Source organism: Kaistella sp. (assembly GCF_049588135.1).
Classification (GTDB): Bacteria; Bacteroidota; Bacteroidia; order Flavobacteriales; family Weeksellaceae; genus Kaistella.
The window spans coordinates 1-18,220 of sequence record NZ_JBAVFG010000133.1; the positions used below are offsets into that span (position 1 = coordinate 1).

Genomic DNA, 18,220 nt, shown 5'->3' on the forward strand with positions numbered 1-18,220 from the left:
GATTAATATCCTGAACTGTGCCTGATTTTCCTTGATGAGTTCCGCCGATTACTTTGCAAAAATCTCTGTCTTTTAAGGGTTTTTCTTTAGAATCATTCATCTTTAAAATTTTAAATAAAATTAAACAAAAAAAAAGAGAAGCCGAAACTTCTCTTTAATATTATTCAATTTGTAAAAACTCAAATACTCAATAATTCAAAAACCCAATTACTTAAAGTACTTGGCTCTTTTAAAAATGAATCGCTCTCTTCCCCGTTGCATCCAAAGCCGCTTCTTTCATAGCTTCTGCATACGTTGGATGTGCGTGCGACATTCTCGAAATATCTTCGGCACTTGCGCGGTATTCCATTGCTACAACTGCTTCTGCGATTAAATCTGCTGCTCTCGCTCCGATCATGTGAACGCCAAGAACCTCATCGGTTTTTTCGTCTGCAATAATTTTGATAAAACCATCAATATCGCCTGAAGCACGGCTTCTTCCCAAAGCTCTCATCGGGAAATTACCAATTTTTATGGCAACGCCTTCTGCTTTCAATTGCTCTTCGGTTTTCCCAACTGCAGCAACTTCCGGCCAAGTATAAACTACGCCTGGAATTAAATTATAATTGATATGCGGTTTTTGTCCGGCAATAATTTCTGCGACCAAAGTTCCTTCTTCAGACGCTTTGTGCGCCAACATTGCTCCCGCAACTACATCACCAATTGCGTAAATATTAGAAACATTGGTTTGCAAGTGATCATTGGTTTTCACTCTTCCTCTTTCGTCTAAATCAACGCCGGCTTTTTCTAAAGAAAGTCCTTCTGTATAAGGTTTTCTACCAACAGCAACTAAAACATAATCACCTTCGAAAACAACTTCTTCGCCTTTTTTATCTTTGGCAGTCACTTTCACCGAATCGCCATTTCTTTCAACAGATTGAACTCCTGTAGAAAGGTTGAATTTCATGCCTTGCTTTCTTAAAACTTTGTTCAGTTCTTTCGATAAAGAACCATCCATTGTTGGGATAATTTTATCCATAAATTCCACAACAGTTACTTCCGAACCTAATCTTTTGTAAACTGAACCTAATTCTAAACCGATTACTCCACCACCGATTACGATTAAATGTTTCGGGATTTCTTTCAGGTTTAAAGCTTCCGTAGAAGTAATAATTCTTTCTTTATCTAAAGTAATAAAAGGCAACGAACTTGGCTTAGAACCAGTTGCGATAATGGTATATTTTGAATCGATGATTTCCGAAGAACCGTCGTTTTTAGTTACTTTTATTTGAGTTGAAGATTCGAAACTTCCAACCCCTTCGAAAACGGTGATTTTATTTTTATCCATCAAGAAAGTAATTCCTTTCGTGGTTTGATCTACGACTTCATTTTTTCTTGCAACCATTCTCGACAAATCTGCAACAGGTTCGTTGATGATAATTCCGTGATTTGCAAAATTATGTTTGGCATTTTCGAAATGTTCAGAACTGTCTAAAAGCGCTTTTGATGGGATACAACCAACATTCAGACACGTTCCGCCCATGGTTGGATATTTCTCAATAATTGCTGTTTTGAAACCTAATTGTGCGCAACGGATTGCAGCAACATATCCACCAGGACCGGAACCGATAACGGTAACATCGAATTGACTCATATTTATCTTTTTATGATTTAATTAAAAGTAGGGCAAATTTACGAAATATTTTCGCTTTGGATGGTGTGGATTTACGGAGAATTTTGGTGGTTATCTTTAAAGTTGAGAATTTACACTTCCATCTAAAAAGGTTTGTACTAAATCGATCCAATGAACAGAAACTCCCACTCATCATCAATAATCTTTCCCTCAAAAAAGACCTTGAATTTTAGTATTATCAATTGAGCGAATACACCATATATTTATTCCATTTTTCATTTTAAATTCCTAACTTTGAAATCGGTAACGGATTGATTTTCAATGAAAATAATTAATATTAATTTAAGTTTTAAAAAAAATCATGTTCCTAAACAGACAAGATAAGTTATACCATTGCAGTTTAACCATTTTTAATTAAAAAATAATTGATAAGAAATGAAATAAATGTGGAGACCAGAAACCACGAAAAAAAACGGGGCACAATCCAAAAAGCCAAATTATTTGGAAAAAATAAAACAAAATGACATGAAAAAAAACAATTTTACAACTTGGCCATTCATCGTGATGAGTCTGGGACTTTTTTATAATGCATCATGCTCGGATGTTCAAAAAAAACCAAGTACAGAGAGTGCTAAGATTACGATTACACCTGAAAACGCTATTGAAAGAGGCCAATATTTAGTGGCAACTATGGGATGCGGTGATTGCCATTCCCCGAAAAAAATGGGCGCAAACGGTCCCGAAATTATTCCCGAACTAATACTCTCTGGTTTTCCTTCTGATAGGCCAATTGCGAAAATTACAGATCCAATGATTAAACAAGGATTTAGTGTGTTTTATCCCGATCTTACCGCAGCAGCAGGACCATGGGGAGTTTCTTTTGCAGGCAACATAACTCCAGACGAAACAGGTATTGGAAGTTGGACAGAAGAACAATTCAAAAAAGCAATAACGGAAGGTAAATATAAAGGATTAGACGGTGAGCGAATGCTTTTACCACCGATGCCGTGGTCTAATTATGCCAATTTGACAAATGAGGATATCAATGCAATCTTTATGTATTTAAAAAATATTAAACCAGTTAAAAACATAGTACCAGCACCAATTGCACCTGACAAAATGCAATGATATTTATTCGGCTTTAATAATAAAAGATAACTGTACATCGTCGCTAAATATCAATAAAGAATACTCGAAAAACCTTTCTATCATAACATTTTCGAATTAGAAATTTTTTGAACTAAAAAAGACGCAATTTTTTTTGCGTCTTTTTATTTATTAATAATCAAATACTTTTACCCACACTTACTATTCCCACAATTCTTGCAAGTCAAACAACCTTCCTGATAAACCACTTGGTCGGAACCACAACTCGAACATTTTCCGGCGGCTTCGGTTCCATCGGGGATGTAGCGTTTTAAGGCGCGTGCAACTCCAGCTTTCCAATTGTTGATGGATTCGGAATCGAGTTCTAAACGGTTGATCAATTCCACCGCATTTTCAATTGGCATTCCGTGCCTTAATGTTCCGGAAATTAATTTTGCATAATTCCAAAATTCGGGTTTAAATTTATGCGAAAGCCCTTCAATAGTGGTTTTGTAACCTCGCAGATTTTTGAATTGAAAGTCGTAACGAGATTTCCCATTTTCGTCTTGGTTTTTAATAATCACTCCTTCATTCACCCATCGTGGCAGCAAAATCCCTTCTTCATCATCTGCCAAACCTGTGAAAATTTCATAAGGTTTGCCTTCAATTAAACCAACAAAAGCAATCCATTTTTCTTTATTATTCTGAAAACGAACAACGTCGGCTTCTAAAATATGCGGTCTTTTGGTAGGAAAAACAGAAGTAATCATTTCAGTTTTTTCCTCATTTTTATCTTCTGCCGAAATCAGAACTCCAGAACGTGAACCGTCCCGATAAACCGTAACGCCTTTGCAGCCCACTTCCCAAGCCTTGATGTACAATTGATTCACCAATTCTTCAGTCGAATCATTCGGAATATTAATCGTTACCGAAATCGAATGATCCACCCACTTTTGGATAGAACCTTGCATTTCTACCTTGCTCAACCAATCCACATCGTTGGAAGTCGCTTTGTAATAAGGCGATTTTTCAATGATTTTATTGATTTCTTCTTGCGAATAATTTTTGTCGGTATCAATTCCGTTTACTTCCATCCACTCTTTGAAACAGTGGTGAAAAACCAAATATTCTTCCCAAGAATCGCCCACTTCATCTACAAAATCCACCCGAATATCCTGATCATTTGGATTTACTTTTCTGCGTCTTTTATAAACCGGAAGAAAAACCGGTTCAATGCCAGAAGTCGTTTGCGACATCAGCGACGTACTTCCTGTTGGCGCAATCGTCAATAAAGCAATATTTCGTCGTCCATATTTTTTTAAATCCTGATACAATTCTGGATCAGCTTCTTTTAATCTTAAAATAAATGGATTTTTCTCTTCTCGCTTGGTATCATAAATCGCAAAAGCACCTCTTTCTTTCGCCATTTCAACCGACGAACGATACGCAGCAAGCGCCAAAGTTTTATGAACCAAAGTCGAGAATTCATTTCCTTCTTTGCTTCCGTACTGAATATTTAAAGCAGCGAGCATATCGCCTTCTGCGGTAATTCCAACACCTGTTCTTCTGCCTTCAATTGTTTTTTGTCGAATCTTTAACCACAAATTTTTCTCCGTAAATTTAATTTCTTCACCTTCGGGATCTGCTTCAATTTTTGCAAGAATCACATCTATTTTTTCAATTTCCAAATCAATGATATCGTCCATCATTCTTTGCGCATAGCCAACGTGCTCTTTGAATAATTCAAAATTAAATTTCGCTTTTTTCGTAAACGGATTTTCAACGTAGGAGAAAAGATTTACCGCCAAAAGTCGACAAGAATCATACGGACACAACGGAATTTCGCCACACGGATTGGTTGAAACCGTTTCATAGCCTAGATCTGCATAACAATCCGGCAAAGATTCTTTAATAATGGTATCCCAAAAAAGAATCCCAGGTTCGGCAGATTTCCAAGCGTTATGAATAATTTTATCCCACAAATCGGTTGCTTTTATTTCCTTTTGAAATTTCGGATTTTGGCTGTGAATAGGATATTTCTGAATGTAATTTTCTTTATTAATAACGGCTTTCATGAAATCGTCATCAATTCTTACGGAAATATTAGCGCCTGTAATTTTTCCTTGTTCCAATTTGGCATCAACAAAATCTTCGGAATCGGGATGATTTACAGAAACCGAAAGCATCAAAGCGCCTCGTCTGCCGTCTTGCGCAACTTCCCGTGTTGAGTTGGAATAGCGTTCCATAAACGGAACCAAACCAGTCGAAGTTAAAGCCGAATTTTTCACTGCCGAACCTTTCGGGCGAATATTCGACAAATCGTGACCAACTCCGCCACGGCGTTTCATCAACTGAACTTGCTCTTCGTCAATTTTCATGATGCTTCCGTAGGAATCACTTTGCGTTCCACTGCCAATAACAAAGCAATTGGAGAGCGATGCAATTTGAAAATTATTCCCAATTCCGGTCATCGGACTTCCTTGTGGAATAATATATTTGAATTTTTTTATGAGATCGAAAACCTTTTCTTCAGAAAGTGCATTAGGATATTTCGCTTCTACTCTGGCAATTTCCGAAGCAATTCGATGGTGCATATCATCTGGATTTTGCTCATAAATATTGCCGTTTGAATCTTTCAAGGCATATTTACTCACCCAAACTTTCGCCGCCAAATCATCGCCTTCAAAATATTTTAAAGAAGATTGATAAACTTCATCATAAGTATAAGTTTTTGATTTTTTTGTAGAAATTAGTGCTTCCATGTATATTGTTTTTGACGAAATAAATATACAGAAGTATCTTTAAATAAAAAATAGTTTACAAATATTTTAATTTAGAAAGTTGATTATCAATAAAATAAATATTTTAAAGCATTAAAAAGTTTACAAATAAATAAATTTCAATATGACTAAAATCATAAATTAAATAAAATATTTTCATAATCATTCCAAATAATCTCTTTAGAGAATCGAGATGAAATTGAATTTTTAAATTATTTTTTTTAAATTTACAACAATTCCGGAAAATTCTGAGAATGATTATTTAGAATATGATTAACAAGGCTATCGTTTTTCTTGTAGAAAAAAACATACCAAGTTGTATTGTGATTGGCTTTGTATTTCAAGTAATATTTTCCGAACCTTTTGTATGAAAGCGGAGTTTTTCTTGAAGTAGAAATCTCTATATTCTCCTCTACGAAATCATAAATTTTGTCTGCATAATTTTGACAAGAAGTTCTAAAACCAAAATATTCTTTGATAAAAAGAAATTCGACCAATTCTTCTATAGCTTGATGAAATTCCTCGGAAAAAACAACCTTCATTTCCAAGGCAAATTTTCAATAAATTCTCTTGTTCGTTTTCTCGATTCTTCCAAAGTTAAGCCTTTCGCAAACCTTTCATCAAAATCATCTTTTACCGCATATTCTGTTTGGGATTCTGCTACGAGAGAAATTGAGTTATGTTTTTCTTTCAGATGAATTAGCTCTGACAATGTTTTCGCATCATCAAGACTTGCAATCTAATCGATTAATTCTTCTTTAGTATTGTTTCTCATCGTTTCTAGGTTAAAAAAAAACTATTTTTAAAATTTAAATTCCGAAAAATTCTGAGAATGATTATCTAAAATATGATTGATGATAAACTGATTGTCTTTTTGCTCAAAGAAAACATCCCAAAAGGTTTGATTATTGACTTTGTATCTTAGAAAATTCTCACCAAACTTTCGAAAAGGATCGGCAGCGTTTTCAAAAATTCGATTTTCAATGTTACTTTCTATAACATCGTAAACTTCATCAATGTAATTGTCAACATCTTCTAAATAACTAAAATATTGCTTGATATAAAGTATTTTGGTAAGATAATCTAATTGAGAAATAAAGAACGTAGTGTAAATTATTTTTGCCACCACTTTCTGATTCTTTTTTTTGATTCTTTTCGAGCATTTTCGGAAGTTAAACCTTTGGCAACTCTCTCTTCAAAATCATCTTTTTCGGTGTATTCGGATGCTGCATCAGAAAGCAATGAAGCAGGTTTTTGTAACTTTTTTAAATCCAATAATTCCTGCATTGTTTCCAAATCATCAAGGTATTTAATCCATTCGATTAATTCCTTTTTTATTTCAACAATTGGATTTTCCATGATATGAATTTTATCAAGTTCTATATAAATAAAACTTTATTTGCAGCACCTACTTTTTTTCCGAATCTATAATTCAATATGCGCCGCAATATTTTCCATCAGCTCATCTGAAGTCATTCCTGCGGCAAACTGCTCATCAAAATAAGTTTTCACAATAGTTTCAGATTTAATATCAGAAACCAATGAAGCAAGAGCATGGCAATTCTTTATATCAATCAGTTTTTGAAGACGCTCTAAATCATCGAGATTTTTGATCCATTCAATCAATTCATTCTTTACTTCTATCATTGCATTTTCCACGTCTCAATATTTAATTGGCAACATCTGAAATAAATTTAATTCTTAACATTCGTACTTCTTCGTCGCTCAAATCATCACCGAATTCTGCCAAAAGAACCTTCATGCTGTCACTTTCCGATTCGCCCATAAATTCCATAAATTCTTCTACAATATCTTCATCGAAATTTTCATCAACATAATAGTCGATATTTAATTTAGTTCCTTGATAAACAATACGCTCCATTTCTTTTAGAAGATCTTCCATCGAAAGATTTTTTGCTTTTGCAATGTCTTCTAAATCAATTTTCTTGTCGGTACTTTGAATGATAAAAACTTTGTGGCTCGATTTATTGGCAACGGTTTTCATCACCATATCCTGCGTTCTTTCTATATCATTTTCTTCTACATATTTCTTGATAAAGTCGGCGAATTCTTTCCCGTACTTTTTTGCTTTTCCTTCACCAACTCCATAAATCTTTCCTATTTCATCGATATTAATCGGATATTGCACCGTCATATCTTCTAAACTAGGATCCATAAAAACCGTGTAAGGCGGAATACCATATTTCTTAGCTACTGTTTTTCGCAAATCTTTTAACTGCCCGAAAAGGACTTGATCTAATCCTCCACTCGATTGCGTTTGTACTTTATCGGAATCCGCTTTCGTCTGTTCCAAATTATATTCGCGATCTTCAGCGATTAAAAATTCAGTGTCAGATTTTGAAGAAAGTGCCTTATTTCCTTTTTCGGTTAACTTTAAAACGCCATAAGTTTCAATATCTTTTTGCAAGAAATTTTGTACCGTCGCTTGTCGGATGATTGATTTCCAGAAGTTTTCTGTTTCCTTTTTACCGACGCCGAATTGCTTATTGGTTTCTAGTTTGTAAGATTTAGTCACCGGGTTTTCTTTACCAACAATGACCGAAATTAAATCCTTTGTTTTGAATTTTTCTTCTAACTCTTTTACTAAATTAAGAACTAGTTTCAATTCTTTAGAAGCATCTTTTAATTTTGGAGGATTTACAGAATTATCACACATTAGCGCTCCATCACCATTGATAGGATCAAATTGCTCACCAAAATAACAGAGAATATATTGTCTTCTACTCATTGAAGTTTCAACGTAACCCACCACTTCATTTAAAAGTTGCAAACCAATTTCTCGTTCTGAAACAGGTTTCTGAGCCAAGAATTTTTCTAATTTCTCAATATCTTTTGGATCGTAAAATGCGAGACAATGTCCTTCACCACCGTCACGTCCAGCCCGACCTGTTTCTTGATAATAACTTTCTAGTGATTTTGGGATATCGTAATGAATTACAAACCGCACGTCTGGTTTATCGATTCCCATTCCAAATGCGATGGTTGCAACAATCACATCTGCGTCTTCCATAAGGAATTTATCTTGATTGGCAACTCTGGTTTTTTGGTCGAGACCTGCGTGATAAGGCAATGCATTAATTCCATTTACTTGAAGAACCTGTGCAAACTCTTCTACTTTTCTACGACTTAAACAGTAAACAATTCCTGATTTCCCTTTATGAGAATTAATAAATTTTACGATTTCTCGGTCGATATTTACTTTTGGTCTTACCTCATAAAAAAGATTCGGTCGGTTAAAGCTTTCTTTAAAAACCAAAGCATTGCTCATTCCCAAAGTTTTTTGAATATCATCTTGCACTTTCGGAGTTGCGGTTGCCGTTAAAGCAATCACAGGAACATCAGCAATTTTATCGATAATTAATTTCAGGTTTCTATATTCCGGGCGGAAATCATGTCCCCATTCTGAGATACAATGCGCCTCATCAATAGCGACGAATGAGATTTTAACATCTCGAAGAAACTCCTGATATTCTTCTTTAATTAAAGATTCAGGGGCAACATATAATAATTTGGTGATGCCCGATTTGATATCATCGAATACTTGTTTGGTCTGGGTTTTATTGAGAGAGGAATTGAGTACGTGCGCAATTCCTTCAACCGAAGAAAGTCCGTTAATCGCATCTACTTGATTTTTCATCAAGGCAATTAATGGCGAAACTACAATCGCAGTTCCATCAGAAATCAGCGCTGGTAATTGGTAACAAAGCGATTTTCCTCCGCCTGTAGGCATTAAAACAAAAACATCTTCCCCCTTCATCAGGGTTTTTATAATTTTTTCTTGTTGACCTTTAAATGTTGAGAAACCGAAATATTTCTTTAATTCCTTAGATAAATCGGTGTTTGGTGTGTTCATCTTTTAAATTGACATTTTTTTGAGCAGCACTTATTTGTAGAATATCTTCATCTTCACGCTGCCTGAAAATTTGGATTTTAGGTTATGTTCTAATATTTCTTTCCTAAATTTGCATATTAATCAAAGTTAAATAATTATTATCACATTAAAAAAAAATGATATTTAATTTTGAATAAATTAACATTTAATATTTTTGTATTTTATAGGAAACCCACCATTCAATTGGCGATAATCCTTTAAAAAATGACCCACAAACTTTATGAATAACCGAGAAATACTTCAGCTGGCAAAAGATGCGCTATCGATTGAAATTGCTGAGCTTGAACTTCTTAAAAACCGTCTAGACGACCAGTTTCTAAAAGCCGTAGAAATTATTAATTCTGCAAAAGGCAAACTCATTATTGTAGGAATCGGAAAATCTGCTCATGTTGGAAATAAGATGGTTGCTACCCTTAATTCCACTGGAACTCCATCACAATTTCTTCATGCGTCGGAAGCAATTCACGGTGATTTGGGAGTAATTCAAAAGACGGATGTGGTTTTGTGTATTTCAAATTCTGGAAACTCCGCTGAAATTGTAACATTGGCTCCTTATTTAAAGGAATATTCTTCGTGTTTAATCGGAATGACAGGAAATTTAAACAGCAAACTTGCTGAATTTTCTGATGTCGTTCTTAATACATTTGTTGAAAAAGAAGCGTGTCCAATTAAATTAGCCCCAACAAGCTCTACAACTGTTCAAATGGCGTTAGGTGATGCTTTAGCGGTTTGTTTAATGGAGTTAAATGGTTTTAAAGAATCTGATTTTGCTAAATTTCATCCAGGTGGAAGTTTAGGAAAAAACCTTACTGCCAAAGTAGACCAATTTCTTTCGCCTCAAAAACCGCAAGTTTCTGAAGAAGCCAATCTACGAGACATCATTATTTCCGTAAGCAGTTCGAAACATGGAATTACCGTGGTAACCAATGAAGATGATATTACTGGAGTTATTACCGATGGTGATTTGCGGCGAATGCTGATGAGCGAACAAGATCTATCGAAGTTCATCGCTAGAGAAATTATGAGTAAAAATCCGAAAAGCATTGATAAAAATGCTTTGGCAAAAGAAGCTATGCAAATTTTGAAAGACAAAAATATCGGTCAGCTAATTGTTACCGAAAACGGAAAATATTTCGGAATCATCGACATTCATAAATTGCTGGATGAAGGAATTAACTAATATTATTTCAATTCATAATATCATTTCTAATTTTTAAAGTCTGGTAATCACATTTGATTTTTCTATAAAGACGATTCATTTAAATGTTATTCCCTAAGAATTAATTAATTTCGCAACTTCAAAAAAAATTAGTTGTAATGAAATGCAACCATTATAAAATCTTAAAACAAAAATTTTCGTGAGCGAAAAAAAAGAAATGTCTTTTTGGGGACACATCGGAGAATTAAGAGCACACTTGATTCGAGCAATGATTGCGATTGTAGTTTGTGCAATTGTGATGGGTTTTAATGTCAACTGGATCATGGATCATATTTTCTTCGGGCCGACACGCAATGATTTTTTTACTTTTCGGGTAGTTAATCATTTCTCCCGTGAATTCATTGGTCACGATAGTATCACACTTCCGGCGCATTTCGCAGTTCAACAGAAACAATTGTTTCAACAGTTTAATGTGATGATGGCCGTATCAATCTTTGGTGGAATTGTAGCAGCATTTCCTTATTTGGTTTGGGAACTTTGGCGGTTTATTTCTCCTGCACTTCATCCGAAGGAACGAAAAAACTCAGTATGGCTGATTAATTTTGTCTGGATTCTTTTTGCGTGTGGAATTTTATGTGGTTATTTTCTAATCCTTCCTTTTGCAATCAATTTTGGTTTATTATTTAAGGTTTCAGATTCGATTACGCAGCTTTTTGATTTAAGTGACTACACTACTCTTTTCCTTCAGATCGTTTTGGGAATGGGACTTGTTTTCTTATTTCCGGTCATTGTTTATTTCATGACCGCAATCGGAATTCTTACCCCAAAATTCATGCGAACTTATCGTCGACATGCTATTGTTTTAATTATGGTAGTTGCCGCAATTATAACACCAGCCGATGTTTTAAGTATGATGATGGCAGCATTTCCATTACTTTTATTGTATGAATTCAGTATTTTGATGAGTGCTTATACCTTTAAAAAAGTGCAACGAAGAAATGAATTGCCTGCAGAATCATAACAATTAGGAGCAACACCATTTTCGCTTCTTACAAAACCCGTCCCGCTGTCCACTCTATCTTTTTTTGTCATTGCGAACGAAGTGAAATTTTCCGTTGAATGCCTTGGCAATCGCAATAACAAAAAAAGGATGCCGTTCCCATCGGGGCTAAAAGTTCTGGCAGTTTTCCTATTCAAAAGATTTTCTTTCCAAAAATGGGCTGGGTATTTTTAATATGATTTGATTAATTAAAAAGCAATTTGACGAGTTTGGTAAACTTGTTTATATTTGAGCGTGAGCAAAAATTCTATACAAATCACTTCAAATATGGAATTAAATTACAGTTTAAGCAAAGCATATTTTTTAGAATATCAATTATACACCGCTTCAAAAAGTAAAACTATCAGGAACCAAAAATTAAGAAACTACTTTTATGTAAGCGCAACTTATTTAATTTTGTGTATTTATATGTACAATCATAATAAATTAGGATTCTGGTATTTTTTACCTTTTTCAATTTTTATGATGATTGCATTACCATTTTATATGAAATGGAAATATAAATCTCATTACAAAAAATTTATTGACGAAAATTATAGTGAAAGATTTGGTTTAAAGTGTAAACTAAGATTTGAAGAAAATAAAATTGTTGAAGAAAGTAAATTAGGCGAGTCAAAAATTAATTATGAAAGTTTGAATGAAATAAATGAAATTCAAAATTATTATTTTCTAAAAATGTTGACTGCACAGAGTTTAATAATTCCTAAAAAATAAATTGAAAATATTTCTGAATTTAAAAGAAAGCTTTACGAAATAAAAAATCGATTTAATTTAAAAGAAAATGTTGATTTAAACTGGAAATAAAAAAACATCTGTTAATAACTAAACTTAGTTTTAAATGAAAGATCGTTGAACGGAACTCGGCAGTATTTTGAAGTTTATACAGTTATTGGCTTGAATGTAGAAGTTTTTATAAAGTTAATAAAACCTCTTTTAAAGCTCTTTAAAAGAGGTTTTCTATTTTTTATTTTTCTAAATATTCCTTCAAACTTTTTCCCAAAATTTCATTCCAGCCATTTTCGAAACTCTCTCGTTGAAAATCTTTCCCAAGATGAGCGAAATTCTCCAAACCTTTGTGCGTTAAAGTAATGATGGTTTCATCACCATTTCCTTCTAATTCCCACTTTACAATGGTTTTGTCTTTCGATAATTCAGGGTACGACCACGAATGTTTGAACTTTTCATTCGGAACAATTTCCAGAATCTCGCAGTGATGATGGTATTTATTCTCACCGCCGGGTTCAAAAAAATTGAACTCATTATGAATCCCCAATTCAAAATCGGGAATGTCGAAATACCATTCTTTCATTTTCGCTTTATTGGTCAAAGCGTTCCAAACCTTCCCTACTGGTGCATGAACTCTTTGTTTTACTACTACATTCTCGTGCATAATATTTGGTTTTTTTGGTTGTATTAAAGTTAATATTTTTTTTGATGGTAACTAATATGATTTGCATGATTTTATTCATTCTTTAATTTCAATAAATTTGCAGCCATTTTTAAAGTAAAATTTTTATTCGTTCGTCTTATTTAAAGTGGACAAAAAAGTTCATATTAATGAATATATTCAAGAAAACAATGATTGCATTACTCCTATTTGTCGCAGTTTTAGCGGCAGCAACTTTCCTTTTTATGAAACATCCGAAATTCGGGAAAGCCCCTTCCGGAAATCGATTAGAAAGAATTCAGAAATCTCCGAACTACAAAAATGGCAAATTTAATAACATCAATTTCACGCCACAATTAGCCGAAGACACTTCGATGCCGGAAGTCATGTTCCGATTTCTTTTCGGGAAAAAGGAAAATGTAACGCCGAAACAGAAATTCAATTTCACAAAAACAGATTTAAAAAATCTAAATCCAGATGAAAACATTTATGTTTGGATGGGACATTCTTCTTATTTCATGCAAATTGATGGCAAAAAAATTCTTGTAGATCCTGTTTTCAGCGGAAATGCGTCGCCGTTTTCTTTTACTACGAAAGCATTTGCAGGAACTAACCTTTATTCGACAGACGATATTCCGGAGTTGGATTATTTAATTATTTCCCACGATCATTGGGATCATTTGGATTTTGAAACCGTGACAAAACTCAATCCGAAAGTGAAACAAGTCATCACAGGATTAGGAACCGGCGAACATTTGGAATATTGGAATTACAATCCGAAAAAAATCATCGAACTCGATTGGGGCGAAAATGCCGATTTAGGAAATGGTTTTAAAGTTCATGCAGAAACGGCGCGTCACTTTTCTGGGCGAGGTTTCAAACGCGATCAAGCGATTTGGGCAAGTTTCGTTTTTGAAACGCCAAACCAAAGAATTTATATTGGCGGAGACAGCGGATACGACGATCATTTCAAAAAAATTGGCGAAAAATATGGCAGTTTCGATTTGGCAATTTTAGAAAACGGACAATACAACAAAGATTGGCGATACATACATTTTTTGCCAGGCGAAAACATTAAAGCAATGAAAGAACTCAACGCCAAAAGAATGATTCCTGTTCACAATTCCAAATTCGCGCTCGCTTCTCACGCTTGGGACGAACCTTTAAAAAAAATCACAAAATTGAATACCGAAAATTTAAGAATCATCACTCCGAAAATTGGCGAAAAAGTAAATTGGGAAGATGATCAGAAAGTGTACGAAAAATGGTGGCAAGGGTACGATTAAGATTGAAGGAAGTTACAGTAATAATGGTGATTTAATAAAGTACATCTTATCATTTTAAATGAGCAGCGGTGTCAAAATATTAAAAAAAATCCCTCTAATAATTATTATTAAAGGGAATGAGTCTGTGAATTTGGTTTTACTTTTTTCTTAATTAAAGATAATTATCTTGTCAGCCAGCCTCCGTTTTTAACGGTAGCAATTGAAAAAGGGAAAATCCAGAAAAGACCAAATAAATAAAATACACTGTATGGATATGCCCAAAGCGCATCCACAAAATTATATTTTTTACTGAAAAATAACATCTGAATACTTGCAAAAATAAACGTTCCGGTCAATGCTGAACTCAGATATAAAAGCGGATGTGTCATTAAAAAATAGAACATCAGAATCATTAAAGGGAAAGCAGCGATTAGGTTTACCCACTGATTGATAAAAATAAATCGTGCTCCTGTTTTGTTTTTCGTTCTAAAATCATCAAAAATAAATCGGTTCATCATCAATGTTTCACGAACATTACTTCTTCCCCATCTCGTAAACATTTTGTGTAATGTTTTGAACGACGTTGGCGTGTTGGTTAACACGTTTGCATTTCTTTGAAACTGAACATCGTAACCTTGTTTTAAAATAAGATTCGTCATCGCACGATCTTCTCCGATGGTTGCAGCGCATCCGAAAAATTTTTGGTCAATCCAATCGGTCAAACAATGTAAAACAGCTTCTCTACGGTAAGCGGATAACGCTCCTGGCGTACACAATACAAATCCTAAAGAACTCTGAGCAGCACGCATAAATTCAAAACTAAATACAAAACTTACGTTCAGCATTCTTGGGATCATGCCCTGGTTTTTGTTGAGAACCTTCACGTTTCCGGCCACAGCACCACAGTTTTTATTCGCAGAGAATGGACTTACTAAGTTTCTGATCGTATTTCTTTCTACAACCGAATCGCTATCAATGGAAATAAATACATCCCCTTTCCCTGTGGTAAAACCAAGATATAAAGCATGTCTTTTTCCTTTGTTAACAGGCTGTTTGTAAACCGTGATTGTATTTCCAAGATCTACATTTGCTTTATTGATCCAATACCATGTGTCATCGCTACTGCCATCATCAACTGCGATGACTTCCATTTTATGCATCGGGAAATCGCTTGCAGCAATACTTAGCAATGTTTCGTACACCAACTTTCCTTCGTTGTAAGCCGGAACAATTACCGTACAGCTCGGCAATTCAGAATCTGTAACAGATTGAACCGCTTTATATTTAAAGAATAAATAAGCGATATAAATCAGGAACGAAACCTGAAATACGAGGATGGTCAACATCGAGAAAACTAAAATTCTTCCCCAAATGGTCTGCATTCTTACCAAATGAAGTTCTTCAAAATAAGGACTAAAATTATTGACAGCGTAAATCGCACTGAACATCAGAATCTGAACAAATACTAAAACACCGAATTCTTTTTTACTTAATGCTTTGATCTTTGACACCGCACGAGACAGGCTGAATCTTAAAAAATCTTTTTTATCTACAGGGATTTTCTTCATTTTCCTAAACTTTATAATGAGTTACTAATTTCATTTACAAAGTAAAAGGAAAGAGAAATTTTTATTGCGAAATTCGCGTCGATGTTTGTCGCAAGGTTTGTAGATATTTATCTACAAAATACTGTTTATAGGTCATGATGAATTCTCACCAGGTCGATCAAATCGACCATTGTTCTGACTTTCAGTTTGTCAAAAATTCTTTTCTTAAAGGTACTTACCGTATTTTGTCGGAGTGATAGGCTGTTCGCAATTTCCAGATTGCCCAATCCTTTTGCATAGAAGGTTGCAATTTCCAGTTCTCTCTCTGTGAGTTGATTTAAAGGATTTAAAAGCGCAATATGTTCATCTGATAACTGCAGCATTTTTGTCGTAAAAGGCGGAAACGAGCTTCCTTTTTCAATCATTTCCAGAATGGCATTCTGAATTTCAACTTCTTCACTTAATTTATTGAGAAAACCATCTGCTCCTTCATTAATGAATTTTAAAGAATAGTTTTCTTCTTCGAAACTTGTGAAAATCAGAATTTTAATTTCCGGTTGAAGTTTTTTGATTTCAGCAACGATAGAAAGCGAATTGCCATCGGGAAACTGGGCATCTAAAATGGCTATTTCAATAGGGTTCGATTCGATTTGCTTTAAAATTTGTTCCAGACTTGAAGCATGAATAATCTCCGGATTTTCAACGGTATCTTCAATAACAAACTGAAGTCCTTGCCGCACAATATTGTGATCGTCACCCAATAGAAATTTTATCGATTTATTCATTGTACAATATTCAGTTTAATGGTGAAAGATACGGTTGTACCTTGTCCTAAAATACTTTGCGCAGAAATAGTTCCCTGAAAAAGATCGATAATTTCTTTGCATAAATTTAAACCTAAGCCTGCGCCTAAATTATCAATTTCATTAGAAATAACGCCCTGAAAATAAGGTTCAAAAATTTTATTGATATCCGATTTCGAAATACCGGATCCGGTATCGGAAACAGTAACTTTTAGTTTTAAATATTTATCGTTGATATCATCGGTCTGAATGTTAACTCTGATTTCACCATCTTCCGTAAATTTATTCGCATTGCCGAGAATATTCGTGAACACCTGATGAATCTTAATATTATCTGCATAAACATTCCTTTCAGGATCAATATTATTTGTTACTTCAAAAATATTATTTTTGGATTCGATATAAGGTTCAAATGCGATTAATATAGACTCTATTTCATTTCTAAGATTAAACTCGATGGGTCTTAATTCAACTTTTTTCTCCTGATTTTTGGTATATTCCAGAATTTGATTGGCCTGAATTAATAATGAATTATTAGTGAATTTTATCGTTTTTAGATAATCTGCAATATTTTCATCCTTTGTTTTTCTACTAATTCTGTCGATAAATATATTAACAATTTTTAAAGGAGAACGGATTTCATGACTCAACATTCCTAAAATTTTATTTTTAAAATTCAGGTTTTTGTTAATTTCTTCATACGCCAACTTCAGTTTCTTCTCGTCCAGATAAGATTGTCTGTTGTAGTAAACAATGACGATCATTACAAAAAACATCAGAATCATTAAGCCTAAAACCGAATATTTTCTTATTTTATTATTAATTGAATTTTGGTCATAGAGCTCTTTTTCAAGATTTTTACTGAAATCATTGATCGCAATATTGTAAATTCCCATCCAGTTATTGCTGTACACGATCAGTTGATCATAAATCTGGTAGAGATTATTATTCTTCGTTTGAGAAGCAGTAATACCGGATTCATACTTTTTTATTTCATTCCCGTAATGGTTATTTACCGCATTGATGATGCTGTCGATATCCGTTTTAATTTGATCTGTATTCACGGAATCTCCATATTTTGTCGAAATAATCGTCAATTCTCGTTGAACATCTACATCATTTTTTACTGCAGCCTTTAACCGATTGATCAAACTCTTTTTTTCAACGCTATCTAATCGGTATTCCACTTTGGTATCATAACTTTTTGGAATACTTTTGACCTGAAAATCTTTAATTTTAAAAGGAACTTTTTCAGGTGCCGGTTCTTTAAATTCGCGGTATACAGAATTAATCGATTTTTCTAGATTCGGAAGTTTTAAAAGTTCAGTTTTTCTGGAATCGATAAAACTTTTTAGAGAAGGATTGATATTTTTATAAATGCTGATGCGGTCTAAATTCCTATTCAGATTTCGCAAAGACTGAAAATAAGATTCTAAAAATTTCCTATCATTATCAAACACATATTTTTGTAAATTATCCTGAGCGCTTAAAAGATCTTTTCTGGAATCTTCCATTAAATTCTTCAATACACGAGTTTCCTGAATTTTATTTTCAATGATTTCTACTTTTTTTCCATTAAAATATTCATTGTAAATAAAAACACAAATG

The 18,220-nt window shown here is 33.9% G+C and carries 17 protein-coding genes; 5 read left to right on the plus strand and 12 right to left on the minus strand.

Features of this window, described 5'->3' with window-relative positions:
* Nucleotides 1-229: 229 nt before the first annotated feature.
* The gene (gene lpdA / locus WBY99_RS07755) at nt 230-1,633 is read right to left on the minus strand and encodes a dihydrolipoyl dehydrogenase (protein ID WP_423975760.1); all 1,404 of its coding nucleotides are present in this window, start codon (nt 1,631-1,633) and stop codon (nt 230-232) included.
* A 480-nt stretch (nt 1,634-2,113) separates the two neighbouring features.
* Between lpdA and WBY99_RS07760 the strand changes: the two genes are divergently transcribed.
* On the plus strand, nt 2,114-2,740 hold the full coding sequence (locus tag WBY99_RS07760; RefSeq protein WP_423975761.1) for a c-type cytochrome: 627 nt from the start codon (nt 2,114-2,116) through the stop codon (nt 2,738-2,740).
* A gap of 167 nt (nt 2,741-2,907) precedes the next feature.
* Here the strand turns inward: WBY99_RS07760 and WBY99_RS07765 are convergent, their stop codons facing one another.
* The 7 genes from WBY99_RS07765 to recQ form a co-directional block, all read right to left on the minus strand.
* A complete protein-coding gene (locus WBY99_RS07765) occupies nt 2,908-5,460 on the minus strand; it encodes an adenosylcobalamin-dependent ribonucleoside-diphosphate reductase (protein ID WP_423975762.1) in 2,553 nt (850 codons plus the stop codon).
* A 245-nt stretch (nt 5,461-5,705) separates the two neighbouring features.
* Complete coding sequence (locus WBY99_RS07770; protein WP_423975763.1) at nt 5,706-6,020, minus strand: hypothetical protein; 315 nt, start codon at nt 6,018-6,020, stop codon at nt 5,706-5,708.
* A complete protein-coding gene (locus tag WBY99_RS07775; RefSeq protein ID WP_423975764.1) occupies nt 6,017-6,190 on the minus strand; it encodes a hypothetical protein in 174 nt (57 codons plus the stop codon). Before WBY99_RS07775 ends, WBY99_RS07770 begins: the two co-directional genes overlap by 4 nt.
* Nucleotides 6,191-6,280: 90 nt before the next feature.
* Nucleotides 6,281-6,604, minus strand: a complete 324-nt coding sequence (locus WBY99_RS07780; protein WP_423975765.1) for a hypothetical protein — start codon at nt 6,602-6,604, stop codon at nt 6,281-6,283.
* Complete coding sequence (locus WBY99_RS07785) at nt 6,592-6,837, minus strand: hypothetical protein (protein WP_423975766.1); 246 nt, start codon at nt 6,835-6,837, stop codon at nt 6,592-6,594. The genes WBY99_RS07780 and WBY99_RS07785 overlap by 13 nt, the downstream gene beginning before the upstream one ends.
* 66 nt (nt 6,838-6,903) lie before the next feature.
* Nucleotides 6,904-7,125: a hypothetical protein gene (locus tag WBY99_RS07790; RefSeq protein ID WP_423975767.1), complete on the minus strand. Its 222-nt coding sequence runs from the start codon at nt 7,123-7,125 to the stop codon at nt 6,904-6,906.
* Nucleotides 7,126-7,147: 22 nt separating this feature from the next.
* A complete protein-coding gene (gene recQ, locus WBY99_RS07795; protein ID WP_423975768.1) occupies nt 7,148-9,352 on the minus strand; it encodes a DNA helicase RecQ in 2,205 nt (734 codons plus the stop codon).
* 259 nt (nt 9,353-9,611) lie between these two features.
* Between recQ and WBY99_RS07800 the strand changes: the two genes are divergently transcribed.
* From WBY99_RS07800 to WBY99_RS07810, 3 genes are all read left to right on the plus strand, one after another.
* A complete protein-coding gene (locus WBY99_RS07800) occupies nt 9,612-10,571 on the plus strand; it encodes a KpsF/GutQ family sugar-phosphate isomerase (protein WP_423975769.1) in 960 nt (319 codons plus the stop codon).
* Nucleotides 10,572-10,749: 178 nt separating this feature from the next.
* A complete protein-coding gene (tatC, locus tag WBY99_RS07805) occupies nt 10,750-11,571 on the plus strand; it encodes a twin-arginine translocase subunit TatC (protein WP_423975770.1) in 822 nt (273 codons plus the stop codon).
* A gap of 501 nt (nt 11,572-12,072) precedes the next feature.
* Nucleotides 12,073-12,324, plus strand: coding sequence for a YcxB family protein (locus WBY99_RS07810; protein ID WP_423975771.1), 252 nt, complete (start codon nt 12,073-12,075; stop codon nt 12,322-12,324).
* 250 nt (nt 12,325-12,574) lie between these two features.
* Here the strand turns inward: WBY99_RS07810 and WBY99_RS07815 are convergent, their stop codons facing one another.
* Nucleotides 12,575-13,000 (minus strand): SRPBCC family protein, encoded by a 426-nt coding sequence (locus tag WBY99_RS07815; RefSeq protein ID WP_423975772.1) that lies wholly within the window; start codon nt 12,998-13,000, stop codon nt 12,575-12,577.
* 167 nt (nt 13,001-13,167) lie between these two features.
* On the opposite strand from WBY99_RS07815, the gene WBY99_RS07820 reads away from it, so the two are divergent.
* The gene (locus WBY99_RS07820) at nt 13,168-14,283 is read left to right on the plus strand and encodes an MBL fold metallo-hydrolase (RefSeq protein ID WP_423975773.1); all 1,116 of its coding nucleotides are present in this window, start codon (nt 13,168-13,170) and stop codon (nt 14,281-14,283) included.
* A gap of 161 nt (nt 14,284-14,444) precedes the next feature.
* Here WBY99_RS07820 and WBY99_RS07825 read toward each other — a convergent pair whose 3' ends face one another.
* From WBY99_RS07825 to WBY99_RS07835, 3 genes are all read right to left on the minus strand, one after another.
* The gene (locus WBY99_RS07825) at nt 14,445-15,830 is read right to left on the minus strand and encodes a glycosyltransferase family 2 protein (RefSeq protein WP_423975774.1); all 1,386 of its coding nucleotides are present in this window, start codon (nt 15,828-15,830) and stop codon (nt 14,445-14,447) included.
* 125 nt (nt 15,831-15,955) lie between these two features.
* Nucleotides 15,956-16,594, minus strand: coding sequence for a response regulator (locus tag WBY99_RS07830; protein ID WP_423975775.1), 639 nt, complete (start codon nt 16,592-16,594; stop codon nt 15,956-15,958).
* The coding region (locus WBY99_RS07835) for a sensor histidine kinase (protein WP_423975776.1) at nt 16,591-18,220 on the minus strand (1,630 nt) is incomplete at its 5' end. The genes WBY99_RS07835 and WBY99_RS07830, both read right to left, overlap by 4 nt.

What these genes read in the sequence shown, in the direction of transcription:
- lpdA (WP_423975760.1), bottom strand. Translation starts at nt 1,633, where the DNA reads ATGAGTCAATTCGATGTTACCGTTATCGGTTCCGGTCCTGGTGGATAT.
- WBY99_RS07765 (WP_423975762.1), bottom strand. Translation starts at nt 5,460, where the DNA reads ATGGAAGCACTAATTTCTACAAAAAAATCAAAAACTTATACTTATGAT.
- WBY99_RS07770 (WP_423975763.1), bottom strand. Translation starts at nt 6,020, where the DNA reads ATGAAGGTTGTTTTTTCCGAGGAATTTCATCAAGCTATAGAAGAATTG.
- WBY99_RS07785 (WP_423975766.1), bottom strand. Translation starts at nt 6,837, where the DNA reads ATGGAAAATCCAATTGTTGAAATAAAAAAGGAATTAATCGAATGGATT.
- WBY99_RS07790 (WP_423975767.1), bottom strand. Translation starts at nt 7,125, where the DNA reads ATGATAGAAGTAAAGAATGAATTGATTGAATGGATCAAAAATCTCGAT.
- recQ (WP_423975768.1), bottom strand. Translation starts at nt 9,352, where the DNA reads ATGAACACACCAAACACCGATTTATCTAAGGAATTAAAGAAATATTTC.
- WBY99_RS07800 (WP_423975769.1), top strand. Translation starts at nt 9,612, where the DNA reads ATGAATAACCGAGAAATACTTCAGCTGGCAAAAGATGCGCTATCGATT.
- WBY99_RS07810 (WP_423975771.1), top strand. Translation starts at nt 12,073, where the DNA reads ATGATGATTGCATTACCATTTTATATGAAATGGAAATATAAATCTCAT.
- WBY99_RS07815 (WP_423975772.1), bottom strand. Translation starts at nt 13,000, where the DNA reads ATGCACGAGAATGTAGTAGTAAAACAAAGAGTTCATGCACCAGTAGGG.
- WBY99_RS07820 (WP_423975773.1), top strand. Translation starts at nt 13,168, where the DNA reads ATGAATATATTCAAGAAAACAATGATTGCATTACTCCTATTTGTCGCA.
- WBY99_RS07825 (WP_423975774.1), bottom strand. Translation starts at nt 15,830, where the DNA reads ATGAAGAAAATCCCTGTAGATAAAAAAGATTTTTTAAGATTCAGCCTG.
- WBY99_RS07830 (WP_423975775.1), bottom strand. Translation starts at nt 16,594, where the DNA reads ATGAATAAATCGATAAAATTTCTATTGGGTGACGATCACAATATTGTG.